The sequence below is a fragment of the Pseudomonas sp. genome (assembly GCF_048269965.1).
In the GTDB taxonomy this organism is placed as follows: domain Bacteria; phylum Pseudomonadota; class Gammaproteobacteria; order Pseudomonadales; family Pseudomonadaceae; genus Aquipseudomonas.
Map to the genome: position 1 here is coordinate 50,564 of NZ_JBLWTV010000017.1, position 16,503 is coordinate 67,066.

At 62.9% G+C, this 16,503-nt stretch carries 15 protein-coding genes; 7 read left to right on the plus strand and 8 right to left on the minus strand.

All coding sequences use genetic code 11. From position 1 onward, the window contains the following. Nucleotides 1–4: 4 nt before the first annotated feature. Nucleotides 5–196 (plus strand): YnbE family lipoprotein, encoded by a 192-nt coding sequence (locus ACN0X6_RS18405; protein WP_192983022.1) that lies wholly within the window; start codon nt 5–7, stop codon nt 194–196. A gap of 41 nt (nt 197–237) precedes the next feature. After that, nucleotides 238–576, plus strand: a complete 339-nt coding sequence (locus ACN0X6_RS18410; protein WP_160019775.1) for a YdbL family protein — start codon at nt 238–240, stop codon at nt 574–576. An 87-nt stretch (nt 577–663) separates the two neighbouring features. Here ACN0X6_RS18410 and grxD read toward each other — a convergent pair whose 3' ends face one another. The 3 genes from grxD to ACN0X6_RS18425 all read right to left on the minus strand — a co-directional run bounded on the left by grxD (nt 664) and on the right by ACN0X6_RS18425 (nt 3,905). Next, a complete protein-coding gene (gene grxD / locus ACN0X6_RS18415) occupies nt 664–990 on the minus strand; it encodes a Grx4 family monothiol glutaredoxin (protein WP_160019776.1) in 327 nt (108 codons plus the stop codon). A gap of 230 nt (nt 991–1,220) precedes the next feature. Next, a complete protein-coding gene (locus ACN0X6_RS18420) occupies nt 1,221–3,329 on the minus strand; it encodes a molybdopterin oxidoreductase family protein (protein ID WP_417706148.1) in 2,109 nt (702 codons plus the stop codon). A 144-nt stretch (nt 3,330–3,473) separates the two neighbouring features. Further along, complete coding sequence (locus ACN0X6_RS18425; protein WP_417706150.1) at nt 3,474–3,905, minus strand: hypothetical protein; 432 nt, start codon at nt 3,903–3,905, stop codon at nt 3,474–3,476. A gap of 338 nt (nt 3,906–4,243) precedes the next feature. Here ACN0X6_RS18425 and argF point away from each other — a divergent pair, with 338 nt between their 5' ends. Both argF and ACN0X6_RS18435 read left to right on the plus strand, forming a co-directional pair. Next, complete coding sequence (gene argF, locus ACN0X6_RS18430) at nt 4,244–5,164, plus strand: ornithine carbamoyltransferase (protein WP_417706152.1); 921 nt, start codon at nt 4,244–4,246, stop codon at nt 5,162–5,164. Beyond that, the gene (locus ACN0X6_RS18435; RefSeq protein ID WP_417706154.1) at nt 5,161–6,267 is read left to right on the plus strand and encodes an ABC transporter ATP-binding protein; all 1,107 of its coding nucleotides are present in this window, start codon (nt 5,161–5,163) and stop codon (nt 6,265–6,267) included. Before argF ends, ACN0X6_RS18435 begins: the two co-directional genes overlap by 4 nt. On the opposite strand, the gene ACN0X6_RS18440 is transcribed toward ACN0X6_RS18435, so the two are convergent. The 4 genes from ACN0X6_RS18440 to ybaK all read right to left on the minus strand — a co-directional run bounded on the left by ACN0X6_RS18440 (nt 6,268) and on the right by ybaK (nt 9,981). Further along, nucleotides 6,268–7,074 carry a PhzF family phenazine biosynthesis protein gene (locus tag ACN0X6_RS18440; RefSeq protein WP_417706156.1) on the minus strand — a complete coding sequence of 269 codons (807 nt, stop codon included), beginning with the start codon at nt 7,072–7,074 and terminating at the stop codon, nt 6,268–6,270. 97 nt (nt 7,075–7,171) lie between these two features. Further along, nucleotides 7,172–7,945, minus strand: a complete 774-nt coding sequence (locus ACN0X6_RS18445; protein WP_417706158.1) for a substrate-binding periplasmic protein — start codon at nt 7,943–7,945, stop codon at nt 7,172–7,174. Continuing rightward, entirely contained in the window at nt 7,942–9,429 is a 1,488-nt protein-coding gene (gene glpK / locus ACN0X6_RS18450) for a glycerol kinase GlpK (RefSeq protein ID WP_417706160.1), read from the minus strand. The genes ACN0X6_RS18445 and glpK overlap by 4 nt, the downstream gene beginning before the upstream one ends. Before the next feature lie 81 nt (nt 9,430–9,510). Continuing rightward, nucleotides 9,511–9,981, minus strand: a complete 471-nt coding sequence (ybaK, locus tag ACN0X6_RS18455) for a Cys-tRNA(Pro) deacylase (RefSeq protein ID WP_417706162.1) — start codon at nt 9,979–9,981, stop codon at nt 9,511–9,513. A gap of 98 nt (nt 9,982–10,079) precedes the next feature. On the opposite strand from ybaK, the gene ACN0X6_RS18460 reads away from it, so the two are divergent. The 3 genes from ACN0X6_RS18460 (at nt 10,080) to bfr (ending at nt 13,305) form a co-directional block, all read left to right on the plus strand. Next, nucleotides 10,080–10,838: a DeoR/GlpR family DNA-binding transcription regulator gene (locus ACN0X6_RS18460; RefSeq protein WP_417706164.1), complete on the plus strand. Its 759-nt coding sequence runs from the start codon at nt 10,080–10,082 to the stop codon at nt 10,836–10,838. 197 nt (nt 10,839–11,035) lie between these two features. Next, the gene (glpD, locus tag ACN0X6_RS18465; RefSeq protein ID WP_417706165.1) at nt 11,036–12,565 is read left to right on the plus strand and encodes a glycerol-3-phosphate dehydrogenase; all 1,530 of its coding nucleotides are present in this window, start codon (nt 11,036–11,038) and stop codon (nt 12,563–12,565) included. 269 nt (nt 12,566–12,834) lie between these two features. Continuing rightward, complete coding sequence (gene bfr / locus ACN0X6_RS18470; protein WP_003462607.1) at nt 12,835–13,305, plus strand: bacterioferritin; 471 nt, start codon at nt 12,835–12,837, stop codon at nt 13,303–13,305. A 119-nt stretch (nt 13,306–13,424) separates the two neighbouring features. Here bfr and ACN0X6_RS18475 read toward each other — a convergent pair whose 3' ends face one another. Then, complete coding sequence (locus ACN0X6_RS18475; RefSeq protein ID WP_417706167.1) at nt 13,425–16,499, minus strand: efflux RND transporter permease subunit; 3,075 nt, start codon at nt 16,497–16,499, stop codon at nt 13,425–13,427. Nucleotides 16,500–16,503 lie beyond the last annotated feature (4 nt).

Here is a 16,503-nt window from a genome sequence, read left to right on the forward strand (position 1 = left end):
CGCCATGCGCACGTACCGCCTCCTCGCAGTCCTGAGCCTGGGGCTGCTATGCCAGGCCTGTACCCCGACGGTACAACTGGCGATGCCGAACGAACCGATCAACATCAACCTGAACGTCAAGGTCGAGCACGAAATCTACATCAAGGTGGACAAGGCTCTGGACAATGTATTCAACGAAGACAGTGGTCTGTTCTGAGACCGCCATGTCGGTATGAACAGGTTCTACGGAGAGAGACGATGATTCGATACATTTCGACCCTGCTGCTGGCGCTGACCCTCAGCCTGCCGGCCTACGCACTGAACCTCAACCAGGCCATGAGCGCCCTCGGCGATGCCAAGGCCAGCGGCCAGTTGGGCGAGCAACCCAACGGCTACCTGGGCGTGGTCAAACCCGGCGGCCAGGCCGACGAAATCGCCCGCCTGATAAACCAGGCACGGCGCGCCGAGTATCAGAAGGTGGCGCAGGACAATGGCATCAGCCTCAACGACGTGGAAGCCATCGCCGGCAAGAAGGCCATCGAGCGTACGCCCAAGGGGCAATTCATCCAGCTCAACGGCCAGTGGCTGCAGAAGTAGCAGCCATGCTCGAGCACCGGGAGCGCACAGCGCCCTGTAGAAACGAAAGAACCCGCCTAGGCGGGTTCTTTTTTGCGCGAACAGTAATCAGGCGCCAGCTTTGCTCACGGCATCCTTGATCAGGGTCTGCAGCTCGCCCTTCTCGTACATCTCGGAGAGGATGTCGCTACCGCCGACCAGCTCACCGCCGACCCACAGCTGCGGGAAGGTTGGCCAGTTGGCGTACTTCGGCAGGTTGGCGCGGATTTCCGGGTTCTGCAGGATGTCGACGTAGGCGAACTTCTCGCCGCAGCCCATCACCACCTGGGCAGCACGGGCGGAGAAGCCACACTGCGGCGCGTTGGGCGAGCCTTTCATGTACAGCAGAACGGTGTTGTTGGCGATCTGCTCTTTGATGGTTTCGATGATATCCATGGGGGCACCTCAGCATAGACTTCGCGACCCGACGGTCGCCACGGTGGCGCGATTGTAGCGAAAAGCCGAGCATAATGCTCGGCCTTGCCGAGCATCCATTGCACGGTCTTGCGAGGCCCCGTGGGGGCCCCGCCCCGGGGCGAAGCTGCCGGGTATTTCCCCGACATGGCGTCACGGCTCCTGTCGCTGCAAGGCGCGGCTCCTACAACCCGCTCGGGAGAGACGCCCTTCTACGCGGCCACTACTTCCACCGGCACACCATTGAGCACGGCATTGCCGGACAGCGCATCGAGCTGACGTTCGTCGGTCAGGTCATTGGCGCTGGCACCGGGTTGCGCACGGGCGATATCCATCTGCACACCGGGGCGCGCATGACCCCAACCATGCGGCAGGCTGACCACGCCAGCCATCACCTCATCGCTGGCCACCACGTCCACCTCGATACTGCCGACCCGCGAGCGCACCCGTACACGCTGGCCATCGGCCAAGCCACGACTGGCCAGATCCGCCGGGTTCATCAGCAACTGGTGACGCGGCTTGCCCTTCACCAGACGGTGATAGTTGTGCATCCAGGAGTTGTTGCTGCGCACGTGACGGCGGCCGATCAGCAGCAGTTCATGGGCAGCCGGCTGCTGCTGCTCGGCAAAGCGCGCCAGATCGGCCAGCAGCAGTTCAGGCGCGGCCTGCACCGCCTTGCTCGGCGTTTTCAGGCGCACAGCAAGATTCGGCTGCAGCGGCCCCAGGTCGACGCCGTGCGGATGCTCGCGCAAGGCCGCCAGGCTGAGTTTGCGCTCGCTACCATCACCGTAGGGGCCGAAACGCAGGCCCATGTCGATCATCTGCTCAGGCGCCATGGTCGGTTTCAGCTCGAGGCCATTGCGCGCGGCGAAGGCCTTGGCCAGACCGACGAAGATTTCCCAGTCGTGCAATGCGCCCTCCGGCTTGGCCAGGATCGCCTCGTTGAAACGGGTGACGTTACGCACCGCGAACACATTGAAGGTGGTGTCGTAGTGATCGTGTTCCAGCGGCGCGGTGGGCGGCAGGATCAGGTCGGCATAACGGGTGGTCTCGTTGATGTAGAAATCCACCGAAAGCATGAACTCCAGGCCGTTCAGCGCCTGCTCCAGCTGACGCCCATTGGGCGTGGACAGCACCGGGTTGCCGGCCACCGTGACCAACGCGCGAATCTGCCCTTCGCCGGGGCTGAGCATCTCTTCGGCCAACGCCGAGACCGGCAACTCGCCGCCGTATTCCGGCAGGCCGGAAACCCGGCTCTGCCAGCGGTTGAAATGCCCGCCGGAGGTGCTCGCCACCAGGTCCACCGCCGGCGTCGTGCAGAGCACGCCGCCACTGCGATCGAGATTGCCGGTCACCAGGTTGATCACCTGCACCAGCCACTGACACAGCGTACCGAACGCCTGCGTGGAAACCCCCATGCGGCCGTAGCACACCGCCTTGTCCGCAGCGGCGAAATCCCGCGCCAGTTGGCGGATGGTAGCGGCAGGTACGCCACAGCGTGCGCTCATGGCTTCGGCGTCAAAGCCGGCTATCGCCTCGCGTACCTGCTGCAAACCTTCCACCGGCAGATGGCTGTCACGCGTCAGGCCTTCCTCGAACAGGGTATTGAGCAGCGCCAGCAGCAGCGCGGCATCGCTGCCGGGGCGCACGAACAGGTGCTGGTCGGCGATGGCTGCAGTTTCGCTTCGGCGCGGGTCGACCACCACCAGTTTGCCGCCACGGGCCTGGATGGCCTTCAGACGCTTCTCCACATCCGGCACGGTCATGATGCTGCCGTTGGAGGCCAGCGGGTTGCCGCCCAGGATCAGCATGAAGTCGGTGTGATCGATATCGGGAATCGGAATCAGCAGGCCGTGGCCATACATCAGGTGACTGGTCAGGTGATGCGGCAGTTGGTCGACCGACGTGGCGGAAAACCGATTGCGGGTTTTCAGCAGGCCGAGAAAGTAGTTGCTGTGCGTCATCAGCCCGTAGTTGTGCACGCTGGGATTGCCCTGATAGACCGCAACAGCGTTCTGCCCATGCGCCGCCTGGATCGCGCTCAGGCGCTCGGCCACCTGGGCGAACGCTTCGTCCCAGCCGATGGGCTGCCACTGTTCACCAATGCGCCGCATGGGCTGGCGAATGCGATCCGGGTCATTCTGGATATCCTGCAGCGCCACGGCCTTGGGGCAGATGTGGCCACGGCTGAAGCTGTCCTGAGCGTCGCCCTTGATCGAGCGAATCTGCGTTGCGCCGTCTGCCTGGGTTTCGGTTTCGATGGCGAGGCCGCAGATGGCTTCGCACAGATGGCATGCACGGTAATGAAGGGACTTGGTCATGGCCTGGCCTCTTGTTCTGATCCGAGACGACCGGTCAGGTCGCAGGTCATGAACTATGGGCCGAGCGTGGAGGCGACGCCAGCAGCGTTCGTCTCATGAATCGGCAGGCATCAAGCCTGCCGATTCAGGCAATTACCGATCCGATCAACGGATGGAGGTAACGGTGCCTTTCTTGCCGGTAACGCTGACGTTAACGGTTTTGTATACGAAGTAATCCTGAACGTTCACTTCGTAACGCGGGGCGACGATCAGGTCGGCACCCGAAGCCTTGACGGCCTTGTAAGCAGCTGCGGACTTGGCGGAAGCGACCGGGTCGAGACCCAGCGCGAAACCACCCTCGCCACCACCGTAGGTCACGCCGTCGGCGAACTGAGTGTCGCCACCCAGCTTGAACACACCGAACAGGATGTTCACCGAAGATTGACCGGAGATGGACTCGCCCACTTTCACGTCGGCTTTCAGGTTGGTTTCGACGGCGCCAGTCAGTGGTGCAGTCGGCTGGCTTACGTTCTGGCTGGCACAGCCAGTCAGCAGGGCCAGGGCGGAGAAGGTAGCAGCGTAGGCTACGTTTTTCATGCAAAACTCCTTTGCACAGATATTCCATGGATGTCCCCATTGCGGGGGGCAATGCATTGCGTTGGAAAGGCGGCGGCATCGTAGAGGCCCGTTCTAGAGCGGCGCAATCTATTTTTTCAGTTTTATGACATCTCTTACGCCGAATTGGGAAAAGGCTTACAAAACAGGATCAAGCAAGCCTGCGGGCGGCAATTTGCGCCGTCTCGTCATTTCCTTATAAGATCGCGCCTTCCCCTGTTTCGTCGCACCCTGCGGCCTCCTGCCGCAAGCTCTGCTGTTTTTGTCGGTTTTATCCACGAACACAAGCTTGCGAACTGTAGTGATAAAGGTAGTTAACGATGAGCGTCAGACACTTTCTCTCGATGATGGATTACACACCGGACGAACTGGTGGGACTGATCCGCCGAGGCATCGAGCTGAAGAGTCTGCGCAACCGCGGCGTGCTCTTCGAACCGCTGAAGAATCGCGTGCTGGGCATGATCTTCGAGAAGGCCTCGACTCGCACCCGCCTGTCCTTCGAGGCCGGCATGATCCAGCTCGGCGGCCAGGCCATCTTCCTCTCGCCGCGCGACACCCAACTGGGCCGTGGCGAGCCGATCGGCGATGCTGCCATCGTCATGTCGAGCATGCTCGACGCGGTGATGATCCGCACCTTCGCCCACAGCAACCTCACCGAGTTCACCGCCAAGTCGAAGGTGCCAGTCATCAACGGCCTGTCCGACGACCTGCACCCCTGCCAGTTGCTGGCCGACATGCAGACCTTCCTCGAGCACCGCGGCAGCATCGCCGGCAAGACGGTGGCCTGGATCGGCGACGGCAACAACATGTGCAACTCCTATATCGAAGCGGCGATGCAGTTCGACTTCCAGCTGAAGGTCGCCTGCCCTGCCGGCTACGAGCCGGATGCGCGCTTCCTCGCCCTGGCCGGCGAGCGCGTGCAGGTCGTGCGCGACCCGCGCGAAGCGGTGGCCGGCGCCCATCTGGTCAGCACCGACGTGTGGGCCTCGATGGGTCAGGAAGACGAAGCCGAGCAGCGCATGGCGTTGTTCCGCCCCTACCAGGTCACCCGCGAGCTGCTCGACGGCGCCGCAGAAGACGTGCTGTTCATGCACTGCCTGCCGGCGCATCGTGGCGAAGAAATCAGCTTCGACCTGCTCGACGACCCGCGCTCGGTTGCCTGGGATCAGGCCGAGAACCGCCTGCACGCCCAGAAGGCGCTGCTGGAGATGCTGGTCGAACCGGCGTACCACCACGCATGAGCCAGCCCCTGCTGCAGCTACGCGGACTGAACTGCGGCTATCACGCGCACAAGGTGGTGCAGGATCTCGACCTGCACCTCAATGCCGGCGATATCGGTTGCCTGCTCGGTCCATCGGGTTGCGGCAAGACCACCACGCTGCGCGCCATCGCCGGTTTCGAGCCGGTTCTGGAAGGCGAGATCGAACTGGCAGGTGAAGTGATTTCCCGCGCCGGTTTTACCCTGGCGCCGGAGAAACGCCATATCGGCATGGTGTTTCAGGATTACGCCCTGTTCCCCCACCTGAGCGTGGCGGAGAACGTCGCCTTCGGTATCCGCAAGCAGCCCAACGCCGAGCGCGCCACTCAAGAGCTGCTGGAACTGGTCAAACTCGGCAACCTGGCCAAACGCTACCCGCACGAGCTGTCCGGTGGTCAGCAGCAGCGGGTCGCCCTGGCGCGCGCTCTGGCGCCGGAACCGAAACTGCTGCTGCTCGATGAACCCTTCTCCAACCTCGATGGCGAACTGCGCAGGCGCCTGAGCCATGAGGTACGGGAAATTCTCAAGGCGCGTGGCACCAGCGCCATCCTGGTCACCCACGATCAGGAAGAAGCCTTCGCCGTCAGCGATCACGTCGGTGTATTCAAAGATGGGCGCCTGGAGCAGTGGGACACGCCGTTCAACCTCTATCACGAGCCGCTGACGCCTTTCGTCGCCAGCTTCATCGGTCAGGGTTACTTCATTCGCGGCCAGTTACTCGGCCCGGAAACGGTGCAGACCGAGCTCGGCATGATCCGCGGCAACCGTGCCTATACCTGGGCGCAGGGCAGCGCGGTGGACGTCTTGCTGCGCCCGGACGACATCGTCCCGGACGAGCACAGCGAACTGAAGGCGCGCATCGTCGGCAAGACCTTCCTCGGCGCCGCCACGCTCTACCGCTTGCAACTGCCGACTGGCAGCCAGCTGGAATCGATCTTCCCCAGCCATGCCGATCATCAGCCGGGCGACGAAGTGGGCATCCGCGTCGCGGCCGATCACCTGGTGGCCTTCCCGGCACTCGGCAGCGTCGCCGCGCAACTGCAACTGAGCGAATCAGGTGGCGTGCGCCGGGTCAGCAGCAACTGATCAGAGCATCAGTTGGCCGCTGGCGATGTGCCGCGCGTGGCCAGCGATCTTCACCCGCTCGCCCTCCAGACGACAGAGCAGCTCACCACCGCGCGTCGAACACTGGAAGGCGCTGAGCGTGGTACGTCCCAGACGCTCGGACCAGTACGGCACCAGCATGCAGTGCGTCGAGCCCGTCACCGGGTCTTCATCGATACCAATGCTCGGCGCGAAGTAGCGCGAGACGAAGTCGTGCTTTTGCCCGCAGGCAGTGACCAACACGCCAAGCCCAGGCAGAGTGGCCAGTGTCGGCAGATTCGGCTTCAGCTCGCGAAGCTCGGCCTCGGAGCCCAGCACCACCATCAGCTCCTGCACGCTGCCATCGCCGTTGCGTAGTGCCAGTACCTGCTCGACCTGGCGCTCCAGCGCACGTTCGGCCTGCTCATGTAGAGGCTGCGCCACCCATTCCACGCGCCGCACCGGAAAGTCCAGCTGCAGACGCTCGCCCTGCCGGGTGACCTGCAGCGCTCCGGACAAGCAGGTGAAATCCAGCACCTCGGCCGGTTCCCGATAGATGTCGAACAGCACCTTGGCCGCAGCCAGGGTGGCATGCCCGCAGAGCGGTACCTCGCTGACCGGGGTAAACCAGCGGATATGCCAGGCACTGCCCTCCTTCATCACGAATGCCGTCTCCGCCAGATTGTGCTCGGCGGCGATGCGCTGCATCAGCGCCTCATCGAGCCAGCGGTCCAGGCGATAGACGATGGCTGGGTTACCGGCGAAGGGCTGATCGGTGAAGGCGTCGATCTGGTGAAATTCGAGGGACATGGGGCGTTCCTGGCCATAGTTGTGAAATCAGAGCATGCCCAGTTAATCGAAGCCGAACCACGTACAGACGGTCTGTATTTTCCCCGAACAGTAAGCCTCAACGGAGGCCGTAACGCCGTAACAGTTGGTCCATGCGCCCGTCCTCGCGAAAGCGCAGCAGCCCCTGCTCGAACAGCCGTGCATAGCGCGCGCTATCAGCCAGCCCTGGGGCGAATGCCAGGTAGATGGGTATATCTGGCTGACGGCAACCCACTTCGACGATATCGCCGTGCAGATAGTGTTCGCTGAGCAGCGCCTGCATCACCCAGGCATTTTCCACCAACGCATCGATGCGATCGTGACGCAGCTTGCGCAGATTGCTCTGCAGCGCGCGGTCACCAGTCATCAGTTGCACCTGTGCCTGGTCTTGGTGCTCGCGCAGATACAGATCGAGTTCGGCGCCATAGCTGTAACCGTTGATCGCGCCAAGACGCACGGCCTGCAACGACTTCAGCCCCTGGTAACGCCAGGTCCCGCCGCGCAGGGCGTAGAAGCACATGCGCGACACACCGGGAGCCGTGGGCGTGAAGATGAAGTCCGGCGCATCCTGCACCCCGGCGCCGATCAACGCCCCCAGCTTGCCGCGCCGGGTGTCGTGCACCGCACGCGCCCAGTTGATGACGCGGTACTCCACCTCGATGCCTGACTCGGCAAAGATCTGCTCGGCCAGCTCGACGAAAATGCCACGTTGCTCGGCATCGGCGGCGCAGTTGATCGGGCACCACAGATCTCCGGCGATCACCAGTTTCTCGGCCCGCGCCAGCCCACTGCCGAGCAGCAGCGACAGCAGCACGCAAGCGCTGCTGCGTCGCCACAGAGCGAGCCGCTTCACGCTTCGCTGCGCACCCGTTTCACCGCATCCAGCCAACCGGCGTAGAGGCGCTCGCGATGCGCCTCGTTCATCCTCGGCTCGAAACGCTGCTGCCGATGCCAGTGGCTGGCGATGGCATTGAGGTCCTGGTACAGGCCGAGCTTCAGCCCCGCCAGGTAGGCGACGCCGAGCGCCGTGGTCTCGGTGACCTCGGGGCGCTCGACGCTGACACCGAGGATGTCGGCGAGAAACTGCATGACCCAGTTGTTCTCCACCATGCCACCGTCGACACGCAGCGCGCTGGGCGCCGCAGCACCATCCTGGCGCATGGCCTCGAGCAGGTCGCGGGTCTGGTAGCACACCGATTGCAGACCGGCGGTGACGATCTCCTTGATCCCGGTGTCGCGGGTCAGGCCGAAGATGGCACCACGTGCCTTGGGGTCCCAATACGGCGCGCCCAGGCCGGTGAAAGCCGGCACCAGATAGACGCCGCAGGCTTCGCCGGTTGCTTCGGCCAACGCCTCGCTCTCGCGCGCATGGCTGATCAGCTTGATACCGTCACGCAGCCACTGCACCGCCGCGCCAGCGACGAAGATGCTGCCCTCCACCGCATAGGTGACCTTGCCATCGAGGCGATAGCCGACCGTGGTCAGCAGGCGATTCTTCGAGCTCACCGGCTGATCGCCAGTGTTCTGGATCATGAAGCAGCCGGTGCCGTAGGTGCTCTTGACCATACCCGGCTCGAAGCAGGCCTGGCCGATCAAGGCCGCCTGCTGGTCGCCCGCCATGCCCAGCACCGGGATGCTGGCGCCGAGCAGCTCGCTGTCGGTGTGACCGAACTCGGCGGCGCAATCGAGCACTTCGGGCAGCAGGCTGGCGGGAATTTCGAACAGCTTGAGCAGCTCCTCGTCCCACTGCTGGGTATGGATATTGAACATCAGCGTGCGCGAGGCATTGCTGGCGTCGGTGCGATGCACCTTGCCATCGGTCAGGCGCCACAGCAGGAAGCTGTCGACGGTGCCAAAACGCAATTCGCCGCGCTCGGCCCGCTCGCGGGCGCCGGGTACGTTTTCCAGGATCCAGCGCAGCTTGGTGGCAGAGAAATAGGGGTCGATCAGCAGGCCGGTCTTGGCCGAGACCAGCGCTTCATGGCCTTGATCCTTGAGCCCGGCGCAGTAGTCCGCCGTGCGGCGATCCTGCCAGACGATGGCCGGATGGATCGGCGTGCCGCTGACGGCATCCCATACCAGGGTGGTTTCGCGCTGGTTGGTGATGCCGATGGCCGCGATCGCCTCGGGCTGCAGACCACTGCTGGCAATGGCATCGCGGCAAACCTTGAGCGTGGACAGCCAGATTTCCTGTCCATCGTGCTCGACCCAGCCGTCCTGCGGGAAATACTGCTTGAACTCCTGCTGGGCCCGCGCAACCGGCAGTCCCTGGGCACTGAAGATGATGGCGCGGGAGCTGGTGGTGCCCTGGTCGATGGCTAGCAGGTATTGGGTCATGCAAGATTCCTTGTTTTTATCGGTAACGTTCGCTGCTGTTGACCGCAGAGTGGCTTATTCACTGGCAGCATACTGCGCGGTTCAGGCTTTGCCGATAGCGGCAAACTGTCCTTGGGTATGCTGCGCCAGGGTCTCGGCCGAGAGCTCCAGTTCGAGCCCGCGCCGGCCGCCGCTGACGTGAATGCTTGGGTGCTGACGCGCCGATTCGTCAATAAAGGTGCGCAAGCGTTTCTTCTGCCCCAGCGGGCTGATGCCGCCGACCAGGTAACCCGTGGCGCGCTGCGCGGCAGCCGGGTCCGCCATATCGGCCTTCTTCGCGCCGGCCGCTGCGGCCAGCGCCTTGAGATCGAGACTGCCGACCACCGGCACCACCGCCACCAGGAGTTCACCTTTCTCGGTCGCCGCGAGCAGGGTCTTGAACACGCATTCGGGCGCCAGGCCGAGCTTTTCCGCCGCTTCCAGGCCATAGGACGGCGCCTTGGGGTCATGCTGATAGCTATGCACACGGTGTTCGGCCTTGGCCTTCTTCAACAGATCGATGGCTGGAGTCATGTTCGAATGTGAAAACGCTGTGAAAGATGCCCTACATTAACAGGCCGAAATCGTCCGCATCTACAGCCTATAATGGGTGACCATCACAGGAAGCGCTCATGAATCTCGCTCCCCGCCAGCACGACATCCTCAACCTCGCCCGCGAACGCGGCTACGTCAGCATCGACGAGCTGGCTCAGGCCTTCGCCGTTACCCCACAGACCATTCGCCGCGACATCAACCAGTTGGCCGAGCACGGCCTGTTGCGTCGCACCCATGGCGGCGCGGCGTGCGAGTCGTCGAGCATTCAGAACACCGCCTACGGCATGCGCGCCGGGCAGATGCGCGAGGAAAAACAGCGCATCGCCGAAGCCGTGGCGGCGCAGATACCCGATCATGCCTCGCTGTTCATCAACATCGGCACCACCACCGAAGCCATCGCCCGCGAGCTGCAGAACCACAAGGGCCTGAAGGTCATCACCAACAACCTGCACGTCGCCGCCCAGCTCAGCGCCAAGGCCGACTTCGAAGTGTTGGTGGCCGGCGGCACGGTGCGCAGCGACGGCGGCATCGTCGGTCAGGCCGCGGTGGATTTCATCCAGCAGTTCAAGGTCGACTACGCCATCGTCGGCATCAGCGGTATCGACGACGACGGCAGCCTGCTCGATTTCGACTATCAGGAAGTGCGGGTTTCCCAGGCCATCATCGACAACGCGCGGCAGGTTTTCCTCGCCGCCGACTCCAGCAAGTTCGGCCGCAACGCGGTGGTGCGCCTGGGCTCCATCGCGCTGGTCGACCGCGTCTTCACCGATAGCGCCCCTTCTGCTGCCATCACCCGCCTGCTGCACAGCCACAAGGTTCAGCTCGATCTGGTCTGATCAGCGCGGTTGGCAGGTACTCACGCAGGGCGGGTGAAACCGCCAGCATACCGATGGCGGGTTACACCCGCCCTACGACTGATCCCCTTTGTGCATGACCACCCAGCGCGCCGGGGTAGCGAAACTGCGCATCTTCGTCTAGCATATTTTCGAAAGTGAACATCAACACATTCGAATCCAATAGCCGAGCGTGCCACATGCCCCATGACCAGTTCGCCAGCCCTGTTGCGGAAGTCTATGACCTCGCCGTCGTTGGCGGTGGTATCAATGGTGTGGGTATCGCCGCCGATGCAGCCGGTCGCGGCTTGTCCGTGTTCCTTTGCGAAAAGGACGACCTGGCCAGCCACACCTCCTCTGCCAGCAGCAAGCTGATCCACGGCGGTCTGCGCTATCTGGAGCACCACGAATTTCGCCTGGTACGTGAGGCGCTGGCCGAGCGTGAAGTGCTGCTGGCCAAGGCGCCGCATATCGTCAAACCGATGCGCTTCGTTCTGCCGCACCGTCCGCACTTGCGCCCAGCCTGGATGATCCGCGCCGGCCTGTTCCTCTATGACCACCTGGGCAAGCGCGAGCGCCTGCCGGCTTCGCGCGGCCTGCGCTTCGGCGCCGGTAGCCCGTTGAAAGCGGAAATCAGCCGCGGTTTCGAGTATTCCGACTGCTGGGTAGACGATGCTCGCCTGGTGGTGCTCAACGCCATGGCCGCACGGGAAAAAGGCGCGCACATTCACCCGCGCACGCGCTGCGTCAGCGCCCGACGCAGCAAGGGCCTATGGCATATCCACCTGGAGCGCAGCGACGGCAGCCTGCTGTCCATTCGCGCCCGCGCTCTGGTCAACGCCGCCGGCCCCTGGGTCGCGCGCTTCATCCGTGAAGACCTCAAGCAGCAATCGCCGTACGGCATTCGCCTGATCCAGGGCAGCCATATCGTCGTGCCGCGCCTGTATGACGGTGAGCAGGCCTACATCCTGCAGAACGAAGACCGCCGCATCGTCTTCGCCATTCCGTATCTGGAGCGCTTCACCCTGATCGGCACCACTGACCGCGAATATCAGGGCGACCCCGCACAGGTGACGATCACCGCCGAGGAAACCGACTATCTGCTCAAGGTGGTCAACGATCACTTCAAGCAACAGCTCAGCCGCGACGATGTGCTGCACAGCTTCGCTGGCGTGCGACCGCTGTGCGATGACGAATCCGATGAGCCATCGGCCATTACCCGTGACTACACCCTGTCGCTCTCCGGTGCGCCGGGCGAAGCGCCACTGCTTTCGGTGTTCGGCGGCAAGCTGACCACCTATCGCAAGCTGGCCGAGTCCGCCATGCAGGAACTGGCCGCGCATTTCACCCACCTGGGGCCGAGCTGGACGGCCAGCGCGCCGCTCCCCGGTGGTGAGGATCTGCAAAGCCAGAGCGCCCTGGTCGAAGCACTCTGCGAACGCTATGGCTGGCTACCCACCAGCCTGGCCAGACGCTGGGCCACCAGCTATGGCAGCCGCAGCTGGCGTCTGCTCGATGGCGTACACAACCTTACCGACCTCGGCGAACATCTCGGCGCCGGGCTCTACACCCGCGAAGTGGAATACCTGCGTCGTGAAGAATGGGCGCGCAGCAGTGCCGACATTCTCTGGCGGCGCAGCAAACTGGGCCTGTTCATGACCCCGGTGCAGCAGGCCCGCCTGCAGGACTATCTGAACAGCCGCGACCCGCATTCGGCTCACGCCGCCTGAATTCTGCGCGCCCCATGCCCCGTCCTGCGGGGCTTTTTTATGGGCACGGAAAAATAAAATATCGAGGTCACTTATCTGTTTCAGTCAGCGCAGAACTTTCAGCAACTTTTTTATTGCATTGATTCAATAACTTGGCGCCGTGATGCGGAATAAAAACATTCTTATTCAGTTTTATTTTTACTTATGTTTCAACTACTTAAGTTTGACATAAGAGAAAACCAGGCCGAAAATTCGAGATCATCACGGTCATTGAAGCAGCAGGAGCGGTCATGAAAGGCGACAAGAAGGTCATTCAACACCTGAACAAGATTCTTGGTAACGAACTGGTCGCCATCAACCAGTACTTCTTGCATGCGCGCATGTACGAAGATTGGGGCCTGAAGAAACTCGGCGAGCACGAGTACCACGAGTCCATCGACGAGATGAAGCATGCCGACAAACTGATCAAGCGCATTCTCTTCCTCGAAGGTATTCCCAACCTGCAGGACCTGGGCAAGATCCTGATCGGTGAAAACACCAAGGAAATGCTCGAGTGCGACCTGAAGATCGAGCACAAGGCACACGGTGACCTGAAGGCCGCCATCGCCTACTGCGAGAGCATCGGTGACTACGCCAGCCGTGAACTGCTCGAAGAGATCCTCTGCTCCGAAGAGGATCACATCGACTGGCTGGAAACCCAGCTCAGCCTGATCGAGGCCGTCGGCCTGCAGAACTACCTGCAATCGCAGATGGACGAATAAGTCCGATCCGCTCGACGAAAAACGGGAGCCACTGGCTCCCGTTTTTTATGGCTATCCCGAATCTCGTGGAAGGGGCGCAAGCCGCGATAGCAAGTCGCCGCTGAAGCGCCTCCCACGACTCAACGCGCCTCGCTCTCCCTGACCCGGAACCACGCTGCATACAGTGCCGGCAGGAACAGCAGGGTCAGCGCCGTGGCGACCACCAGACCGCCCATGATGGCCACCGCCATCGGCCCGAAGAACACGCTGCGCGACAGCGGAATCATCGCCAGCACCGCCGCCAGTGCAGTGAGCACGATGGGGCGGAAGCGGCGTACCGTGGCCTCGATGACGGCGTGCCAGCGATCCAGACCGTGGCTGATGTCCTGTTCGATCTGATCGACCAGAATCACCGAGTTACGCATGATCATCCCGGCCAGGGCGATGGTGCCGAGCATGGCGACGAAGCCGAACGGCTGGCGGAAGATCAACAGGAACAAGGTGACACCGATCAAGCCCAGCGGTGCGGTGAGAAACACCATCGCCGAGCGCGAGAAGCTCTTGAGTTGCAGCATCAAAAGCGTCAGCACCACCACGATGAACAGCGGCACCCCCGCGTTCACCGACTTCTGCCCACGGCTGGAGTCTTCTACCGTGCCGCCCACTTCCAGCAGATAACCATCGGGCAGCTCGGCGCGGATCGGCTCGAGCGTCGGCAGGATCTGCTGGGTCAGACTGGCCGGCTGCTGCTTGCCATACACATCAGCACGTACGGTGACGTTGGGCAGGCGATTGCGGTGCCAGATGATGCCTTCCTCGAAGCCGTATTCCAGCGTCGCCACCTGCGACAGCGCCACGCTGCGGCCGCTGTCGGTCGGCACCGCCAAGCTCGGCAGCAGGCTTAGCGCCTTGCGTTCCTGCGGCGTACCGCGCTGAAGAATCTCGATCAGCTCATTGCCCTCTCGGTACTGGCTGACGCTGGTACCGGACAGCGAGCCCTGCAAAAAGCGCGACAGCTCGGCGGTGTTGACCCCCAGGGCACGGGCACGATCCTGATCGATATTGAGGATCACCACCTTGCTCGGTTCTTCCCAGTCCAGGTGCACGTTCACCACATGCGGGTTTTCGCGCACCTTGTCCGCCACCTGACGGGCCAGGGCGCGCACCTCGTCGATATGTTCGCCACTGACACGGAACTGGATCGGGTAGCCCACGGGCGGCCCGTTCTCCAGGCGGCTGACGCGGCTGCGCAGGGACGGAAACTCATCGTTCATGACCTGGATCAGCCAGCTACGCAGACGCTCACGCTCCTCGATGCTCGAAGCCAGCACCACGAACTGAGCGAAACTCGCCGCCGGTAACTGTTGATCCAGCGGCAGGTAGAAACGCGGCGAGCCGGTGCCGACATAGGCCACGTAGTTGTCGATGCCAGGCTGCTCCTTGAGCAGCTTCTCCAGACGATGCACCTCGGCTTCGGTGGCGCTCAGCGAGGCGCCCTCCTCCAGCTTGATGTCGACCATCAGCTCCAGGCGCCCGGAGGCCGGGAAGAACTGTTGCGGCACGAAGCGGAACAGCAGCACCGAGGCGACGAACAGCGCAATGGTCAGCAGGATCACGACGCCACGACGACGCACGCACCACTCCACCGTGGCGCGAACACGGCGGTAGAACGGCGTCGAATAAGGGTCATGACCCTCTGCGCTGCCACCGTGTTTCGCCGCATGCAGCTTGGCCAGATCGGGCAGCAGCTTGTCGCCCAGATAGGGCACGAACATCACCGCCGCGATCCATGAAGCGATCAGCGAAATGGCCACCACCTGGAAGATCGACCGGGTGTATTCGCCCGTACCGGACTGCGCGGTGGCGATGGGCAGAAAACCCGCAGCGGTGATCAGCGTGCCGGTGAGCATCGGGAAAGCCGTGCTGGTCCAGGCGAAACTGGCGGCCTTGAAGCGGTCGTAGCCCTGCTCCATCTTGATCGCCATCATCTCCACCGCGATGATCGCGTCGTCCACCAGCAGGCCGAGGCCGAGCACCAGCGCGCCGAGAGAAATCTTGTGCAGGCCTATTCCTAAGTAGTACATGGCGGCAAACGTCATCGCCAGCACCAGCGGAATCACCAGCGCCACCACCAGGCCGGTGCGCACGCCCAGGGAGAAGAAGCTGACCGCGAGCACGATCACCAGCGCCTCCACCAGCACCTTGACGAACTCGCCCACGCCGGTTTTCACCGCCGCCGGCTGATCCGACACCTTGCGCAACTCCATGCCCAGCGGCAGCGTCTGTTGCAGGCGGGCGAACTCCCCTTCCAACGCCTTGCCCAGCACCAGAATATCGCCGCCGTCCTTCATCGCCACGGCGATACCGATGGCGTCCTCGCCCATGAAGCGCATGCGCGGTGCGGGTGGATCGTTGAAGCCGCGCTTGACCTCGGCCACGTCGGCGATGCGGAAGGTACGATCGGCGACGCGAATGGGAAAATCGCGAATTTCCTCCACCGATTCGAAACGCCCGGTCACACGCAGTTGAATACGCTCGCTGGGCGTCTCGAAGAAGCCGGCAGCCGCGACCGCATTCTGCGCCTCCAGCGCCTGCTGCACGGCAGACAGTGGCAGACCGAGGGTCGCCAGCTTGGTGTTGGACAGTTCGATCCAGATCTTCTCGTCCTGCAGCCCCACCAGCTCGACCTTGCCCACATCCTTGACCCGCTGCAGTTGCAACTGCAGGCGGTCGGCGTAGTCCTTGAGCACCGCGTAGTCGAAACCGTTGCCAGTCAGCGCATAGATATTGCCGAAGGTGGTGCCGAACTCGTCGTTGAAGAACGGCCCCTGGATACCGGGCGGCAAGGTGTGGCGAATGTCGCTGATCTTCTTGCGCACCTGATACCACAGCTCGGGAATCTCCGAGCTGCGCATGGAGTCGCGCGCCATGAAGGTGACCTGCGATTCGCCCGGGCGGGAGAAGCTGGTGATACGGTCATACTCGCCGGTCTCCATCAGCTTCTTCTCGATGCGCTCGGTGACCTGGCGCGATACCTCTTCGGCGCTGGCGCCCGGCCAGTTGGTGCGAATCACCATGGCCTTGAAGGTGAACGGCGGGTCTTCGCTCTGCCCCAGCTTGGTGTAGGACAGCGCCCCCACCACGGCGAACAGCAGCATGATGTAGAGAACGATCTGGCGATGGCGCAGCGCCCAGGCAGACAGGTTGAAGCTCATGCCA